Below are 16,626 nucleotides of genomic sequence, written 5' to 3'. Positions count from 1 at the left end.
GAACTTAAATGTAAGATTAGTTTTGACAAATTTTGCGTCCGCCCCGATCGGGCGATCGACCCGTCAAATAATACCATTTTAGATTTTAAATTTTATAGTCCTGGACGCATATACTACGATTTTCTGTCCCAAGACAACGTAGTGAAGCAATCTCAAACCCTTGATTTAAGCTCGATAGTGCGTAAGTCGTGTTTTAGATTAAAGAATGGAATAATTGGGAATGATCTATTGCCTAATTGTGTGAATCACCGGCTTACAGTTACATTCTTTTTTCAAACTGGTATAGACGTAAAAAAAGTTGAGATTTCCCAAAATCTCAACTTTTTTAGTGACTAACTAGCCAAGTATTCTCGGACTTGAGATTGGCGGCGCCGCAGGTGGGCAAGGGCTTGATGTTCTAGCTGCCGCACCCGTTCCCGGCTGAGATTGAGGCGTTCTCCCACTTTCGCCAGAGACATTTCTGTGCCGTCTTCCAAACCGAAGCGCAGAATTATCACATCTCGCTGCTGGGGGGTAAGTTCTGATATCAAAGTATCGAGGTCTTGCCGCAGCAATTCCGAGGTAATGTAGTTGTCGGGAGATGCAGTTTCGTCTTCTAAGAGTTCTTGCAGTTCGGTATCTTGGTTGTCTCCTACCCGCAAGTCCAAAGAAACTGGATGTCTTGCCATCAGCAGGTATTCCCGAATTTGGGAAGGGTGCAGTTCCAAGGCCGCGGCAATTTCCCCGGGGGAGGGAGATCGGCCCAACTGCTGGGTAAGTTCCCGCTGCACTTTTTTGATTTTGTTGAGTTTTTCGGTGATGTGAATTGGCAATCTAATTGTGCGGGCGTGTTGGGCGATCGCACGGGTAATTGCTTGCCGAATCCACCAGTAGGCATAGGTAGAAAATTTGTATCCCCGCATCGGGTCAAATTTTTCGACTCCTCGTTCTAAACCGAGGGTGCCTTCTTGGATTAAATCCAAGAATTCCATATTGCGTTTCTGGTATTTTTTGGCGATCGCGACTACTAGCCGCAAATTCGCTTCAATCATCTTTTGCTTGGCGCGCCGCCCTATGTGCAAGATCCGGCTAAGTTCGGGTTCGGTCAACTCCATTTCAGCAGCCCACTCTTGATCCGTCAGATCCCGCTGCCATTCTTTAGCAAGTGCTTGTTTTGCTTCGATTAATTTCATCATTTGCTGCACCTGCTTCCCGAAAACAATTTCTTCTTCTCGGGTTAGCAGAGGTACGCGACCGATCTCGTGCAGATAGGTACGAACCGTATCCGTTGAGGAGTATGGCCGGCTGCCCATGCGATCGGCTTTCACTGTTTTGTTTTTGGGGGTTATGGTGGACATGGGTGAGTATTGCACTCCTTGTAACAACAGATAAAAAGTTGGTGATACCCTGTCCCACTTTTGCAAGTGGGATAAAGACTGCGACAAAGGGGATGTTTCCCCTCCTGTTTATCGGTGACGATCGGTAGAAGCTTTTTGTTTGGGATTACTTTTATGCTGGATTTTTCAGTAATCCCCGTCGATTTCCGGTAGCTCGCTAGCTTTAACGGCTAGTTCAAGGCGAAGTCGAGCAAGAGTTTAGTTTTCTCAATATTATTCCCAATTTTGAGGATCGTAAAGGGTAAAAACCTCTGTCTTAAGGTCAAGATTCTACATTTTTCCTTAAGGTTTTGAATTCCCTGTTAGTTTTAACTGCCACTTAACTTCACAATACTCATGCAAACAGACTCATGCAATTCGAGGGCTTTGTTTTGCTCTCTGTTCCATCATCGCTTGAAATTTTCTCGCTGCCTAGATGCTGGGATGCGAGATAACCGAACTCGATCGCCGTATTAGAGGGGAGTAACTGTTTAAAATATTTATTGACATTTTTATTTAAATATGTTAATCCAATTCGGCTACGAGTAACGACAAGGTGTATAAAGGCTGGCTGTTGCCCTGTTTGACTTTCATTGTGCTGCGAGGCTCCATCATCTCCATGTTTAAGCTTAGGCAAATTTTGGGCAGTTAGGGATGAGGGGTGAGGGGGTGAAAGGGGAAAAGCTTCTGACTGAAAGCTGGGGCCTAATTTTTTTGACGTTCGATCGCACTTTTTCGTTTATAAGTGAGGCAAAAATTAGATATTTCTGTCATTACCAGCGATCGCCAATTGTTCGCAAAGACTAATTTACAGTAACATTTGCCTAAGTTCTGTAATGAATCTAGGAGTTGTCAATCTAAAATCCCAAATCCATTTTAGCAGATTCTGCCTCGGCAAATACTTGTTCATCGGGCATTTCTTGCCAGTCAATATCCCCAATTTCTCTGTAGAATTGCTCGTCATAGGGGCGAGTTTGCACGACTACGGGCATGGGTACGGCGTGTCCCAAAACTAATGCTTGCTGTTTGGAGTCGAGTTTTGCCAACACTGAACGCAAACTCTGCCCTCCCGAAACGCCGGTAAAAATAGCCTCAATGTCTTTATCATCGTTTAGCAAAGCAGTAATGCGCGTTCCGACTTGCGACATGACTTCGGCATCGATGCCGGAAGGACGTTGGTCTACAATCAGCAGGGTGACAAAGTATTTTCGCATTTCTCGGGCGATCGTACCGAAAATAGTCGATCGCACAATCGCCGGATCGAGAAAGCGGTGAGCTTCTTCAATGGTAATCACCAACGGCTGCGGGCGATCGCACGGATTTTTGCTCTGCAAAAACTTCTCAGCTTTTCGCACGTAAGATCCGTGAATGCGGCGAGTAATCACGTTTGCCGCCAACATATACGACAGCAAATCCGAGTGTGAACCGAACTCAATTACTACATTCTTCCCGCCATCCAAACACTGCAAAACTTCAGTCACATAATTTTTCGGACAGCGTTTCCGAATATATTTCAAATCGTTCAACCGCTCTAATTTCCGCTGCAAAGCCATAATCGAAGATTTATTCCCCCGCTTCTCTTCGCAAAACATTGAAATATCTTCATTGCTCATTTCCAGCAACTTATTGATCCAACTGCTGCCCAACTCGTTTCGCAAAATAATCGCATTTTCGATACTAGCTTCCGACAAATTCAACTCGCGCTGTACCAAAGCGATGTCTTCCACTTCTATTTCATCGAAACTCAAAAATAACTCTTGAGCGTCGCGGACTCCCCGGCGTTTGGTCGATTCTGGATCGAGGGTATAAATCTGAATTTTATCGGGAAACAACTGCCGCAAACCTTTAACAGTGCTGAACTTTTTCCCTTCCGAAACTGCTTCCCACCCGTACTCCGAGTGCATATCAAAAATTAGATTGACAGCAGCTTGCTTGCGAATAATTCCCGACAATAGCAAGCGTGTCAGAAAAGATTTTCCCGTTCCAGACTTGCCAAAAACTCCGTTGCTGCGTTCCACAAATCGGTCTAAATCCAAGCACACAGCAACGTCCATGTCAATCGGTTTGCCGATCGCAAAATTGCGGCGGTACGGGTCATCTTCCCAGCCAAAAACTGCCCGAAAATCAGTTTCTTTGGCATCAAACACCTGGGAAAAGTGGCTGGGAATAGTTTTGACAGGCAGCAACTCTATATCCGCACCGGTTTGTGACTCAAAAGAAGCCAAATTTCCTAACGCCAGCTTATTCTCGCGAACTCCGCCGTTTTTGGTCGGGTCGAAAATTGCCTGCTGTTTTTCTCGTTCAGCAGTCAACATCAACATCGGCGACAGTTCGATGGTACCGTAGGTGCTGCTACCTGCTAGCACAGCGAGGAGAAAATCGTCGTCGGGATTGGGAGGATTCGATAAAATGCGGGCGCTAGAAGTTCCGAGAGACACGTCGGTGAGCATACAGAAAAAGTGCGATCGCACCCCCCGCACTACTAGAAATTTCCCCACCCTCATATCTTCCACCGAAACGTCGGCGTGCAGTCGCACTTCTAATCCCTTGCTCAGAGAACCTTGAATAACAGAGCCTAAAGGTCGATCCATTTTAGATTTTAGATTTTAGATTTTAGATTGTTAATAATCGAGCAATTTTCGACGGGCGATTTTTTATTTTAGATTTTCGATTGTTAACAGTCAACTAATTACCATTCCGATCCTAGTGGCAATTCAAAAAAACTCGGACTCAGATCTATATTGGCCAAATCGGTTTCGCTCAAATAAGCATCGGTCAAAAATACCGCTTTTAAACTGGCGCCTTTGAGGTTAGTACCTTTCAGGTTAGCACCTCTGAGATTAACTCGGAATAAATGAGCATCGCTCAAGTCTGCCTCAGTTAAATCTGCTCCCTCCAAATTTACTCTCATCAAATCTGCTTTTCGGAGGTCAGCTTCGGTTAAGTTAGCGCCGCTGAGGTCAGCTTTTGTCAAGTCTACACCTCTCAAGTCTGCCCCGCTCAAGTTAGCGAACAGCAAAGTAGCCCCCGTGAAATCTGTCTCCCTCAAATCGGCATCGCTTAAATTAGCGCCGCTGAGGTCAGCCCTTGTTAAGTCTACACGCCGGAGGTCAGCAGAACTCAAGTTTACTTGGTGTAAAATTGCGCCGCTTAAATCGGCTCCTCTCAAATCTGTTTGCTCCAAGTTTGCACCTTTGAGGTAAGCTTTTTTTAAGCTAGCTCTACTGAAGTCTACATTTTTGAGATTAACCGAACTTAAGTTAGAACCGCTCAAATTAGCTCCGCTTAAATCTGACCCGTTTAAGTCGGCTCCGGTTAAGTTTACCCCTTGCAGCGATACATTGGGAGCAATTAAATAAGCTCCGCCCAGAGCGGGGTCAATGCCTTCTGAAAACAATGTTTTGTTGCTGTAAACAGCTTTCTCCAAAATTGTGCCGCTCAAACTAGCTTCCCTCAAGTCCGCTGCGCTGAGGTTGGCTCCTGCTAAGTTGGCCCGATCGAGTTTTGCGCCAAATAAAATAGCTTTGTATAAGTTTGTCCGCCGCAAATCGGCTCCCTTTAAATCGGCTTCGGTCAAATCTACCATAGCCAGATTTAAGCCAGGGAGCGAAGCATTGGGAGTTAGTAAAAATGCTCCCATTGCACCCGGATCGATATCCTCGGGAAAGATAGTCCGGTTGTTGTATACCGCCTTGTCTAAAATGGCGCCGCTCAACTGAGAACCGCGCAAATCGGCCCCACTGAGGTTGGCTCTGGTTAAGTTGGCTTCGTGGAGATTTGCTCCTACTAAATTAGCTTTGATCAAACTTGCTTGTTTGAGGTTGGCGCCGGTGAATTCGGCTCCTACGAGATTAGCTTCTCGGAGGATAGCACCAGTCAAATCAGCTCTAGTGAGGTTAGCTAAATTAAGAAATGATTCAGCTAAATCCGCCCCGCTGAGATTAGCGCCGCTGAGGTCGGCTTCAATCAGGTCTGCATACCTGAGCATAGCGCCGCTGAGGTTAGTTTCTCGGAGATCGGTGCCTCTGAGGTTGGCTCCCCGGAGTTCCGCACCGCCGAGGTTGGTGCCTTTAAGTGCTTGTCCCCTGAGGTCGAGTCGGTGCAGAAAGTCACCAACGTTCATTTCCATGTCAAATTCACCCTCTCTATTCCGATACTTTTTTCCTAACCTTTGAAATCAAGTTAGATATTCTGAAAGTACCTTTGCTGAGTTCTGGTCAAAACCATTGTAATCATCAATAGCCACAACTGGCGCATCTGGCGGATAGTGTTCTGGAATATCGTCAATGGCTACCCAAGGTGAGTTTTCTGCTTGATTTTGTCGAAGATACTCAAGAACTTCCTGGTGTCGTAAATATTTGTGTTGGTGAATATTTTTGGGGTTGAGAAAAGGGGTGAATCCGATAATACGGATAGCGATATCTGGTGAAAATAATGGCGGGATTACCTCGAAAGGGAATATTTCACGCCAGGAAGATGAAATTACTACTCGCGCATTAGGATAGGAACGAAGGACATTTTCAAAGTGATTATGGCAAGCTGAATTAAAGTTCATTATATCTGTTTGCAAGCTCCCTGTTTCATGTCTTCTGTCAGGAATAAGTACACCATCAATGTCTAAAAAAATTAACATTAACTAAAAGTTCTAGTAAATAATTTAAGAACTATTAATACTTCTTAATAATATAAATGTGCATCGACGATTCTCTCTCAAGTGTTCGCTACATCGACTTGTTAGACTGCAATCAACATTGTTATTCACTGTTTTTATTGGTGGCTGCTTTCTGACGAAAGGAAGATGCTGGTATCAACAAGTATTATTCTGAAATTCACAGCTTTTCTTGGCTTCTGCCTTCCCCCCTGCTGGGGTAGGGGGGGTTGGCTTCTACCTTCTGCCTTCAGGCAAGAGGAGCAAAACTGTAGATTTTTTGAGGTTCGAGCCGATCGCAAATTCCGGTTAATTCCGACAAAAGAAATGTCTCGCGATCGAGCTGGACTTGCAGGGTTTTGAGCGGATCTCCACCGGAGGAAACCATGAATTCTAATGTTTGCAAATTCGGCTCAGTGCTGATTTCGCCCAAAATTTGACCGATCGCCCTGACGTAAGGATGGTTTGGATCTTTGTACCAATCGGGGGCTGCGAGTCCGGCTTGATCGAAGCCGAGGTGAACGATGAGGGAGCCTTCTCCGAAAAGGGCTATTCCCACCGGTCGCGCTTCTTCTTGCAGCAGCAAGTGCTGGTTAGCCGCCAAATGCCGCAGTTTTTCGAGGTGTTCGTACCGATTTTGGATTGCAGAATCTTCCTCTTTTCCTTCTGACGAATGTCTTCTACCTTCTTCCTTCGTTTCGTCCCACTGAATCGCCACTGTTACTAAATAAGTTTGCAGTAACATATGACCGAGTTTTTCGGCTTTTGTTGCCAGATAGATCGAGTTGTAATCTGTGGCTTCAATTAGTAAGGGAACGCGATCGGCTACTTCAATCCCGTAACCTTTCAAACCCGCAATTTTGCGGGGGTTGTTGGTAATCAACCGAATTTTTTTAACTCCCAAATCGTTGAGCATTTGTGCTCCGACGCCGTAGTTCCGCAAGTCGGCGGGAAATCCCAACCGTTCGTTGGCTTCTACCGTATCCAATCCCAAGTCTTGCAGCGAGTAAGCTTTTAGTTTATTTACCAATCCAATACCCCGACCTTCTTGGCGCAAGTAAACGATGACGCCAGAACCGACATTTTCGATCATTTTCAGTGCCGCTTGCAGTTGCATCCGGCAGTCGCAGCGCAGGGAACCCAAAGCATCGCCGGTCAGGCATTCGGAATGCACCCGCACCATCACGGGTTTGTCTTTAAATTCTGCCGGGTCGCCCTTGACAATAGCAACGTGTTCTGAATTGTCTTGGGTGTCGCGGTAGGCGTAAATCATAAACTCGCCGAATTGAGTGGGCAATTTGGCGACGGTTTCGCGGCGGACGAATCGATCGTGCTTGAGTCGGTAGCTAATTAAGTCGGCAATACTGATTATTTTGAGGTTGTGGAGTTTGGCGTACTCGATTAATTCCGGCAACCTCGCCATCGAACCGTCGGGGTTTTGAATTTCGCAGATGACGCCGCTGGGATACAGGCCAGCGAGTCTGGCGAGGTCAACCGAGGCTTCGGTGTGGCCGGCGCGTTTGAGGACGCCACCGTCGATCGCCCGCAGGGGGAAAATGTGACCGGGACGGCGCAAGTCTTGAGGTTTGGTGTCCGGGTGGATGGCTACTTGAATGGTGCGGGCTCTGTCTTCGGCGGAGATACCGGTACTGACGCCGTTGACTGCATCGATGCTGACGGTGAAGGCAGTTTGGTTGTTGTCAGTGTTTTTGCTGACCATGAGGGGCAGTTCCAGGCGATCGAGCCTTTCGCCGCTCAAGGCCAGACAAATCAAACCCCGCGCGTTCACGGCCATGAAATTGATGTTGTCGGGGGTGGCGAATTGGGCGGCACAAATCACGTCGCCTTCGTTTTCGCGATTTTCGTCATCGACTACTACCACCATGCGACCTGCTTTGAGGTCTGCGAGGGCGCTGTCGATCGAGTCAAATTGAAAGGATTGTGTTGAGGTGTTGTTATTTGGCACTGAGGAGTTCAAGCTATAAACAGTAATGTTATGGAAATAGAATGTATTTGTGATTGTAACCTTTTGTTTCCGACAGGGCGATTCCCCAGTGCAGATGAGTTTGACAATATTTCTAAACTCACTTACTATAAATTTTACACTTTGTCAACAAAATATCTCCCCAATATTTCATGAGCTTGACTGATATCGCGAAGATTTTAGGTAAACCGTACTTTCAAGCTCCTAATTGCTTAATTTATAACATGGATTGCTTGGAAGCATTGAAGCTGCTGCCCGATCAATTTGTAGATTTAACCGTTACCAGCCCGCCTTATAACATCGGCAAAGAGTACGAAAAATCCTTGGTGTTAGATGAGTATTTAAACTGGTGCGAGCAGTGGATAGCGGAGGTTTACCGGGTAACGCTCGATCGAGGAGCGTTTTGGCTAAATTTAGGTTATTTGTCAATTCGCGATCGGGCAAAAGCAATTCCGATTTCCTACCTGCTTTGGGACAAAGTGCCTTTTTATCTGATTCAAGAAGTTGTCTGGAATTACGGCGCGGGAGTTGCGGGCAGCAAGTTCTTTTCACCCCGCAATGAAAAGTTTCTCTGGTATGTAAAAAATCAAGATAAGTATACATTTAATTTGGATGAATAGCTCTTCGGGATTTGTGGTGGAAACGGTAGTGTGAGCGTGTCGCTGACGCAGGATTTCCGGCCTGTACCACGGGAAGTTTTATTTTTATAATCACCTCAAACTCAGGATAGCCGTCTAGCGTGTTGAAAAATTCTCGGCGTTGCTGATTTACGGTATGAAAGGCGAAATATGCCAGTTATAGAAACCAGTATCCACAAGGAGACTGAGGTTGTGGCATTTCCATAAACGGAGGAGAGTGAGGTTGTGGCATTTCCATAAACGGAATTGTTACCTTCTGCTAGCGCTTCTAAATAATCCTTCCGGAGTTGCTGGTTACGGTATGAAAAGCTAAATATAGAACCCATTTGACATCTTTTATTAAAAAATGAGGCACACCAACAAGCCGTCTTACATAACTCAATAGCCACAAGACGAGAAATCATGAAGCGATGGTGGCAAAAAAGCTGAAAGCCCTATCACACAAAGTTGACCTTTACAGCAATAGATGTGAAATGGGTTCTATAGAAATCAGAGAAACCAGTATCCACAAGGATTTTGGATTTCTAACTTATTTTTTTCATACCCTGATTAAGCAACGCCAAATTCTCCTGTCATTCGTTTGTCTTATGAGTAACAACGCCCCCGTCAAAACAATTCTGATTCTGGCAGCTAATCCCAAAAACACTGCTCCCTTGCGATTGGATCGAGAAATCCGGGAAATTGACGAAGGATTGCGAAGGGCAAATAAACGAGAACTGTATAAATTAGAACAAAAATGGGCCGTGCGTCGCCTTGATTTTTACCGGGCTATCTTAGATTATCAACCGCACTATGTCCACTTTTGCGGACATGGTGCGGGAGAAGATGGAATTGTCCTAGAAGATGATGATACTGGAAAAATGGCGCTGGTGCCGACAAATGCCCTCACCAGTATGTTTAAAGAGTTTGCCAAAAAAGGTGTAAAGTGCGTAATTATCAATGCTTGTTGTTCGGAAGTACAGGCGGAGGCAATTAGCCAATACGTTAATGATGTAGTTGGCATGAAGAGAGCCGTAGGAGATAGAGCAGCCGTTGCCTTTGCTGTAGCGTTTTATGATGCGATTGCGGCTGGGTGGGAGGTAGAAGAAGCATGCGAGTTAGGTCGTTCTCAGATGATGATCTTTGGGGAAAACGAAATTCCCGTTCTCCATAAAAAAAAATCACCTAATTCGGCGATTGATGATAGTGCAAGTAATTTTGAAGAAGTTATTCCGCCTAACCCTTACCAAGGATTAGCTGCCTTTGGAGAAGAAGATGCAGACTTCTTTTTTGGGCAAGAAAATTTTGTTAATAACTTAGTGGAAGTAACGCACACACAACCATTGGTGGCCGTGGTTGGGCCAAGTGGAAGCGGTAAGTCTTCTGCGGTATTTGCGGGATTAATTCCCAAATTGCGAAAAGAGGGAAACTGGTTAATTGAAATTTTCCGTCCGGGGAAAGAACCGTTTTTGCCGTTAGCGTCAGCCTTGGTGCGGCAGTTAGAACCAGAAGCAGGTGAAACTCAACAACTGCGGGAAGCGGTGGGATTAGCAGGCGATCTGCAGCAAGGTAGAATCACTTTGCAGCAAGTGGTATCTCGGATTTTAGAGCGCAACTCAGGTAAACGGTTGTTGTTGGTGGCAGACCAATTTGAGGAACTGTACACCCTTTGTCAGGTGAAGGAAGAACAGGAACGCTTTGCTGATGAGTTGCTAAGGGCGATCGCTCAAGAAAATATTACCTTAGTTTTGACTTTACGCGCTGATTTTTACGGTTATGTGCTTTCCTATCGTCCGTTGCGGGATGCGTTGCAAGAATATACACCACAGTTACTCAGTTCCATGAAGCGGGAGGAATTACAGGCAGCTATTGAATTACCCGCTCACAAATTGGAAGTACAGTTAGAACCGCGATTAACCCAACGCATTCTCGATGATGTCGGAGAAGAACCGGGGAATTTGCCATTATTAGAATTTGCCCTAACTCGCTTGTGGGAAAAGCAAATCAACCGAGAGTTAACTCACCAAGCTTATGAAGAAATTGGCGGGGTGAAAAAAGCCATTGCCAATCATGCCGAACAGGTTTATAAACAACTGAGTGAAATACAGAAAAAGCAGGCACAGCGAATTTTCGTGCAATTAGTGCGTCCGGGGGAAGGAACGGAAGATACCAGGCGCATTGCTACCCGTGCGGAAGTGGGGGAAGATAACTGGAATTTGGTCAGTTATTTGGCGGGATATCCAGCGCGTTTGGTAGTGACGGGACGGCTTGAACCGGAAGATACGGTAGAGGTAGTGCATGAAGCGCTAATTCGAGAGTGGGGAACTTTGCGCGAGTGGATGAATACGAACCGTGAGTTTCGGACTTGGCAAGAACGGTTGAAGGTGGCCCTGCGGGAGTGGAAAAATAATAACTATGACGCTGGGGCTTTGTTGTGGGGCGCGTTATTGAGTGTGGCAGAAGATTGGTTGCGTAAACGCGCAGATGAAATGACGCAGGAGGAACGAGATTTTATTCAGGTTAGCGTTAAAGAACGGGATAGAGAGAGACAGGAACGGGAACGCGGACGGCGACTAACGATTATCGGGCTAAGTGGCTTTTCGGCGATAACTTTGGGTTTAGCAGGGTTAGCTAGTTTTGGTTTGTGGCGTGCTGCTATTAATGAAATTAATTTTCTGGCTCAATATTCCGATGTGCTTACTGGGTCAAAAGCTGTCAAAACAATTTTAAAAGCGGTTGTGCAAATGCAACGTACACCCTGGGTAGATGCTGATACTCATAGCCAAGTAGAACTGTCATTATTAAATACAGTTTCCAATGTGGCAGCACCAAACACCTTGGGGGGACACGCGAACTCGGTTAATGCTGTCAGTTTCAGCCCCAATGGCAAGCTGCTGGCCACTGGCAGTTTTGACAACACCGTGAAACTGTGGGATACCTCCACTGGCAAAGAAATTAAAACCCTCACCGGACATACAAACTCGGTTTATGCGCTCAGTTTCAGCCCCAATGGCAAGCTGCTGGCCACTGGCAGTCGTGACAACACCGTGAAACTGTGGGATACCACCACCGGCAAGCAAATTAAAACCCTCACTGGGCATAAAAACTGGCTTACGGCTGTCAGTTTCAGCCCCAATGGCAAGCTGCTGGCCACTGGCAGTGATGACAACACCGTGAAACTGTGGGATACCACCACCGGCAAGGAAATTAAAACCCTCACTGGGCATAAAAAGCCGCTTTTAGCTGTCAGTTTCAGCCCCAATGGCAAGCTGCTGGCTACTGGCAGTTCTGACAAAACCGTGAAACTGTGGGATACCACTACCAGCAAGCAAATTAAAAGTTTCGCTGATAAAAACTGGGTTACGGCTGTCAGTTTCAGCCCCAATGGCAAGCTGCTGGCCACTGGCAGTGGTGACAAAACCGTGAAACTGTGGGACACCACCACCGGCAAGCAAATTAAAACCCTCACTGGGCATACAAACTGGGTTTTAGCTGTCAGTTTCAGCCCCAATGGCAACCTGCTGGCTACTGGCAGTGGTGACAAAACCGTGAAACTGTGGGATACCACCACCGGCAAGGAAATTAAAACCCTGACTGGGCATACAAACTCGGTTAATGCTGTCAGTTTCAGCCCCAATGGCAAGCTGCTGGCCACTGGCAGTGGTGACAACACCGTGAAACTGAGTGATTACAACACCGTGAAACTGTGGGATACCACCACCGGCAAGGAAATTAAAACCCTCACTGGGCATACAGACTGGGTTTTAGCTGTCAGTTTCAGCCCCAATGGCAAGCTGCTGGCCACTGGCAGTGGTGACCACACGGTGAAACTGTGGGATACCACCACCGGCAAGCAAATTAAAACCCTCACTGGGCATACAGAGTGGCTTAGGGCTGTCAGTTTCAGCCCCAATGGCAAGCTGCTGGCCACTGGCAGTGCTGACAACACCGTGAAACTGTGGGATACCACCACCGGCAAGCAAATTAAAACCCTCACTGGGCATACAGACACGGTTTGGGCTGTCAGTTTTAGCCCCAATGGCAAGCTGCTGGCCACTGGCAGTGGTGGCAACACGGTGAAACTGTGGGATACCACCACCGGCAAGGAAATTAAAATCCTCACTGGGCATACAAACTCGGTTTATGCGGTCAGTTTCAGCCCCAATGGCAAGCTGCTGGCCACTGGCAGTGATGACAACACGGTGAAACTGTGGGATACCACCACCGGCAAGGAAATTAAAACCCTCACTGGGCATACAAACTGGGTTAATGCTGTCAGTTTCAGCCCCAATGGCAAGCTGCTAGCCACTGGCAGTGCTGACAACACCGTGAAACTGTGGGATACCACCACCGGCAAGGAAATTAAAACCCTCACTGGGCATCCAAACTCGGTTAATGCTGTCAGTTTCAGCCCCAATGGCAAGCTGCTGGCCACTGGCAGTGCTAACAACACCGTGAAACTGTGGGATACCACCACCGACAAGGAAATTACAACCCTCACTGGGCATACAAAGTCGGTTAATGCTGTCAGTTTCAGCCCCAATGGCAAGCTGCTGGCCACTGGCAGTGCTGACAACACCGTGAAACTGTGGCGGTTAGATTTTGATTATTTAGTTAAGGAAGGCTGCAATTTCATAGAGAATTACCTCATACCTAATCCTAATGATGAAGATGCCCTGAAAATTGACAGAAATTTATGCAAGAAGCTTTGATAGTTTTAGATAGAAAAGTGCATAAAAACCCCCAGTTTACTCCTATATAAAAATAAAATATTTCCTAAAGCCCTTACCCACCATCAACCATGACAAACCAAACCCCCAACTTCTACGCCCTCCTGATCGGTATCGATTTTTATTTTCCCCATGATTTACCAGAGGGACGTTACAAAAACCTGCGGGGATGCGTCCGAGATATTAACCATGTCGAAACCTATTTAAAAACTACTTTTAACCTCACCCCCGACCAAATTATTAAACTCACTGCAACTGCTTCCGAGAATCCAAATCAACCCCAAGAAGCCCCGGAACTTTTACCCACGTATGAAAATATTGTTGCCAAATTCAAGGAACTAACAGCCAAAGCCCAACCGCAAGATCGAGTCTATATTCACTACTCTGGTCACGGGGGACGGGCGAAAACAATTTTTGAAAGCCTCAAGGGTTTTGGGGGTTTAGATGAAGCTTTAGTTCCGACAGATATCGGTCAACCAAATTCCCGCTATTTGCGCGATTTGGAATTTGCTAAACTGCTGGAAGAAATGGTGGAAAAAGAGTTAGTTGTCACCCTCGTACTCGATAGTTGTCATTCCGGTGGTGCAACGAGAGAAATGAGCGGAGATGACCGGATTCGCGGTGAGGGGTTTATTGATACCACTCCTCGACCTAGGGATAGTTTAGTCGCCCCGCTTCAGGAATTAGCCCAAAATTGGCAAACTGCAACAGAAAATAGCCGCAATATTACGGTTGTCAATGGCTTGTTACCCGAACCGAAAGGTTATACCTTAATCGCAGCTTGTCGGGATCATGAATTTGCTTATGAAAAGGTTTTTGAAGGGACGGAACGCAACGGTGCTTTGACTTATTTTTTATTAAAAGCTTTGCGGCAACACGGGACAGCAATTTCTGTAGAGGATCTGTTCAATAAAATTTCTATTCAAGTTAACAATGAATTTGTACGACAAACACCCATGTTGATGGGAGAGACCGATCGCACTTTTTTGGGTAGTCAATCTGTTGGTGCTAGCCGTAAGGTGCCGGTGATGAAAGTAGATATTAAGAAAAACCGAGTTCAGCTACAAATGGGTCAAGCTAGCGGTATTAAAAAAGGGGCAGAATTTGATATTTTTAAATTCAGAACGAGGGATTTTAAAGATAGTGAGAACCGCATCGCAACGGTTAAAGTAGTAGAATTGAAAGCAGCGGACTGTTGGGCAGAAGTAACGGCGCTATATGGTATCAGAACCATCAATAATCAATTAACTGAAGGAATGATTAAAATCGGTTCCCCTGCTGTCTATTTATCGCCAGGATTAAAACAAATTCGCAAAGTTCGCCTTCTCTTACCTGACCCGTTACCACCATTTCAGGGTGTCAATATTGCATCAATTTCTACAAAAATAGAAGAGGTTAAAACACAAGTTGAAGGCCATCGCTGGATAGAATTTTGTTCGGAGACAGAAACAGATGAGAATGTAGATTATTTTGTTTCCCTGAATCCTGAAGGGGAGTATTGGATTTTAGATGCGAATAAAGAACCCATAAATAATCTTCTTTTTCCCATTAAAATTGATGAACCTAAAGCCACCGAAAGGCTAATTAATCGCTTAATCCATGTTGCCAGATATGAGACTATTTTGGAGCTGGATAATGAGGATGCTTTTGCTCCCTTAAATCGCAAACTTAAGGTTGAGTTAGTTAAATCAGTAAAACGAGAACAAATAGTTCTGAATGCTGAGGGTAAGGTGCCGATTTTAGAAGAAGGTGAAGAGAATGTTACCCTAGTGATTCGCAATGACTCTCATTTAACATTAAATATCACCATGTTGGATCTTCAGGAGGATTTTAGTATAGTTAAAAGTTATCCCAAAAAAGCAGATTATGAATGTTTAGCCCCGGAAAAAGAGATAAACAGAAAACTCAACATATCATTACCAGAAAATTATCAGGAAGGGGTAGAAGTTATTAAAGTATTTGCGACGGTGGATGCAACAAATTTTCAATTGTTAGAGTTGCCGGCTTTAGACCAACCTCGACCAGGAGTTGGGGATAAAAAACCAACCAATGCTTTAGAACAGTTATTAACGGCGGTTGTGGATGAAGAAAATCCTAAGCGGAAGATTACGGTTGTGACTGATGCGAGTGAGGAATGGACGACGGAAAAGGTGGAAGTGGTGGTGAAAAAGAGTGGGGTTTGATTTAGAGAATTTTTTAAGAATGCTGCCAAAGCCTATATCCCTCTGCGGTCATTTGTGTTTATCTGCGGTTGTAAGTCAAAAACTTGTTATTCCTGGAAAAGATTAGCCTCATCCTAATCTCAATCCTTTTTCAACATAAAAAGTTAAACAGGGCTTACGCAACTGGCACTCAATCAAAGCCACAACTGGAATGAATCGGATGAAGCCTGTGAGACGACCCAGCCAACTCCTGAAGTTGCTCAATGGTACGTGTTTCGCAGCGGTGAAGCCAAGGGGCCCTATACCAAATTGCAATTATGGGAGGTTCAGGAAATCACAGCCCGAACCAAAGTGCGGCGCGGGGAAGCCGAGTGGCAGCGCGCCGGTGAAATTCCAGAACTAGCGTCGTACCTCACTCAAAAATAAGGCGCTATCCCGAAAAAACTATTCTCGGCGGGGCTGAATCCTTCTCCACAGCTTCAAATATTCAGGTCGAACAGATTCACCAATCTCGTTAGCTAAACTTTCAGGCAAATCGAGTTCGATAAATGACTGCATTGCCCGCATTTTTCCTAAAAAAAAACCCTCAACTTTGTGAGGGCTTTGCGATGCCAGGAACGAGAGTTGAACTCGTAACACGTGGATTTTCAGTCCACTGCTCCCGATCGATTCCTTGAATAGTAACTGCGAAGTCACAACAGCAATCCGGCAAGAAATTGAAGCCACCTCGCTACTTCCTCAAAAGGAACTGCCAGATATGGAATGGCAAGGAGATTAAATTGATAGACCAGTAATTTGGGATTGACGGCATCGCTTTTTTTATATGATTCTATAATGTTAAAGCCTTTTTTCTTGCTTTCTTGTAGGTAATGGTACTGTTGTTATGAATTTTTTCGATGTTTCGATCGCATGAGTCTGTCAAGCGTTCGGTAGAAAAAGACGATAGGATTCGCTGTCTATCAGAATTCTGAAACCCAGCCACATCAGCACAAAAGGGAAAATCTTGCTAGCATAACGGCTGAGAATCAAAGCAATACCAGGTAGATGCGTCAGAGGTATCGGCTCAATAAGTAGGGGTAGCAGAAGAAAAAAGTAAGCAGAGTACACAAAGTGTCATAAAATAGGACATA

The 16,626-nt window shown here is 45.5% G+C and carries 10 protein-coding genes and 1 tRNA gene; 4 read left to right on the top strand and 7 right to left on the bottom strand.

Features of this window, described 5'->3' with window-relative positions; genetic code table 11:
• Positions 1 to 332: 332 nt before the first annotated feature.
• The 5 genes from QUA62_RS17885 to ribBA form a co-directional block, all read right to left on the bottom strand.
• The gene (locus tag QUA62_RS17885; protein ID WP_190662649.1) at positions 333 to 1,337 is read right to left on the bottom strand and encodes an RNA polymerase sigma factor, RpoD/SigA family; all 1,005 of its coding nucleotides are present in this window, start codon (positions 1,335 to 1,337) and stop codon (positions 333 to 335) included.
• 875 nt (positions 1,338 to 2,212) lie between these two features.
• Positions 2,213 to 3,946 carry an ATP-binding protein gene (locus QUA62_RS17880; protein WP_190662648.1) on the bottom strand — a complete coding sequence of 578 codons (1,734 nt, stop codon included), beginning with the start codon at positions 3,944 to 3,946 and terminating at the stop codon, positions 2,213 to 2,215.
• A gap of 98 nt (positions 3,947 to 4,044) precedes the next feature.
• On the bottom strand, positions 4,045 to 5,484 hold the full coding sequence (locus QUA62_RS17875) for a pentapeptide repeat-containing protein (protein ID WP_190662647.1): 1,440 nt from the start codon (positions 5,482 to 5,484) through the stop codon (positions 4,045 to 4,047).
• 48 nt (positions 5,485 to 5,532) lie between these two features.
• Positions 5,533 to 5,988: an HAD domain-containing protein gene (locus tag QUA62_RS17870; protein WP_333405723.1), complete on the bottom strand. Its 456-nt coding sequence runs from the start codon at positions 5,986 to 5,988 to the stop codon at positions 5,533 to 5,535.
• A 265-nt stretch (positions 5,989 to 6,253) separates the two neighbouring features.
• Positions 6,254 to 7,969: a bifunctional 3,4-dihydroxy-2-butanone-4-phosphate synthase/GTP cyclohydrolase II gene (gene ribBA / locus QUA62_RS17865; RefSeq protein WP_333405722.1), complete on the bottom strand. Its 1,716-nt coding sequence runs from the start codon at positions 7,967 to 7,969 to the stop codon at positions 6,254 to 6,256.
• A gap of 170 nt (positions 7,970 to 8,139) precedes the next feature.
• Here ribBA and QUA62_RS17860 point away from each other — a divergent pair, with 170 nt between their 5' ends.
• The 4 genes from QUA62_RS17860 to QUA62_RS29425 all read left to right on the top strand — a co-directional run bounded on the left by QUA62_RS17860 (position 8,140) and on the right by QUA62_RS29425 (position 15,922).
• Positions 8,140 to 8,607 carry a site-specific DNA-methyltransferase gene (locus QUA62_RS17860; RefSeq protein WP_333405721.1) on the top strand — a complete coding sequence of 156 codons (468 nt, stop codon included), beginning with the start codon at positions 8,140 to 8,142 and terminating at the stop codon, positions 8,605 to 8,607.
• A 605-nt stretch (positions 8,608 to 9,212) separates the two neighbouring features.
• Positions 9,213 to 13,316, top strand: a complete 4,104-nt coding sequence (locus tag QUA62_RS17855) for an nSTAND1 domain-containing NTPase (protein WP_333405720.1) — start codon at positions 9,213 to 9,215, stop codon at positions 13,314 to 13,316.
• An 89-nt stretch (positions 13,317 to 13,405) separates the two neighbouring features.
• The gene (locus tag QUA62_RS17850; protein ID WP_333405719.1) at positions 13,406 to 15,517 is read left to right on the top strand and encodes a caspase family protein; all 2,112 of its coding nucleotides are present in this window, start codon (positions 13,406 to 13,408) and stop codon (positions 15,515 to 15,517) included.
• A 249-nt stretch (positions 15,518 to 15,766) separates the two neighbouring features.
• The gene (locus QUA62_RS29425) at positions 15,767 to 15,922 is read left to right on the top strand and encodes a DUF4339 domain-containing protein (protein WP_333372492.1); all 156 of its coding nucleotides are present in this window, start codon (positions 15,767 to 15,769) and stop codon (positions 15,920 to 15,922) included.
• 18 nt (positions 15,923 to 15,940) lie between these two features.
• On the opposite strand, the gene QUA62_RS17845 is transcribed toward QUA62_RS29425, so the two are convergent.
• Together QUA62_RS17845 and QUA62_RS17840 are read right to left on the bottom strand one after the other, a co-directional pair.
• Positions 15,941 to 16,135: a hypothetical protein gene (locus tag QUA62_RS17845; RefSeq protein WP_333405718.1), complete on the bottom strand. Its 195-nt coding sequence runs from the start codon at positions 16,133 to 16,135 to the stop codon at positions 15,941 to 15,943.
• Positions 16,105 to 16,207, bottom strand: a tRNA-Phe gene (locus QUA62_RS17840). Before QUA62_RS17840 ends, QUA62_RS17845 begins: the two co-directional genes overlap by 31 nt.
• Between the last annotated feature and the right edge of the window lie 419 nt (positions 16,208 to 16,626).

The organism is Microcoleus sp. MON1_C1 (assembly GCF_036701945.1).
Classification (GTDB): domain Bacteria; phylum Cyanobacteriota; class Cyanobacteriia; order Cyanobacteriales; family Microcoleaceae; genus Microcoleus.
Note: the sequence above shows the minus strand (reverse complement) of the source record. Positions and strands in the feature narration are given on the sequence as shown.

Coding starts and splice junctions, on each gene's coding strand:
- QUA62_RS17870 (WP_333405723.1), bottom strand. CDS start 5,988: ATGTTAATTTTTTTAGACATTGATGGTGTACTTATTCCTGACAGAAGA.
- QUA62_RS17875 (WP_190662647.1), bottom strand. CDS start 5,484: ATGGAAATGAACGTTGGTGACTTTCTGCACCGACTCGACCTCAGGGGA.
- QUA62_RS17855 (WP_333405720.1), top strand. CDS start 9,213: ATGAGTAACAACGCCCCCGTCAAAACAATTCTGATTCTGGCAGCTAAT.
- QUA62_RS17885 (WP_190662649.1), bottom strand. CDS start 1,337: ATGTCCACCATAACCCCCAAAAACAAAACAGTGAAAGCCGATCGCATG.
- QUA62_RS17860 (WP_333405721.1), top strand. CDS start 8,140: ATGAGCTTGACTGATATCGCGAAGATTTTAGGTAAACCGTACTTTCAA.
- QUA62_RS17880 (WP_190662648.1), bottom strand. CDS start 3,946: ATGGATCGACCTTTAGGCTCTGTTATTCAAGGTTCTCTGAGCAAGGGA.
- QUA62_RS17850 (WP_333405719.1), top strand. CDS start 13,406: ATGACAAACCAAACCCCCAACTTCTACGCCCTCCTGATCGGTATCGAT.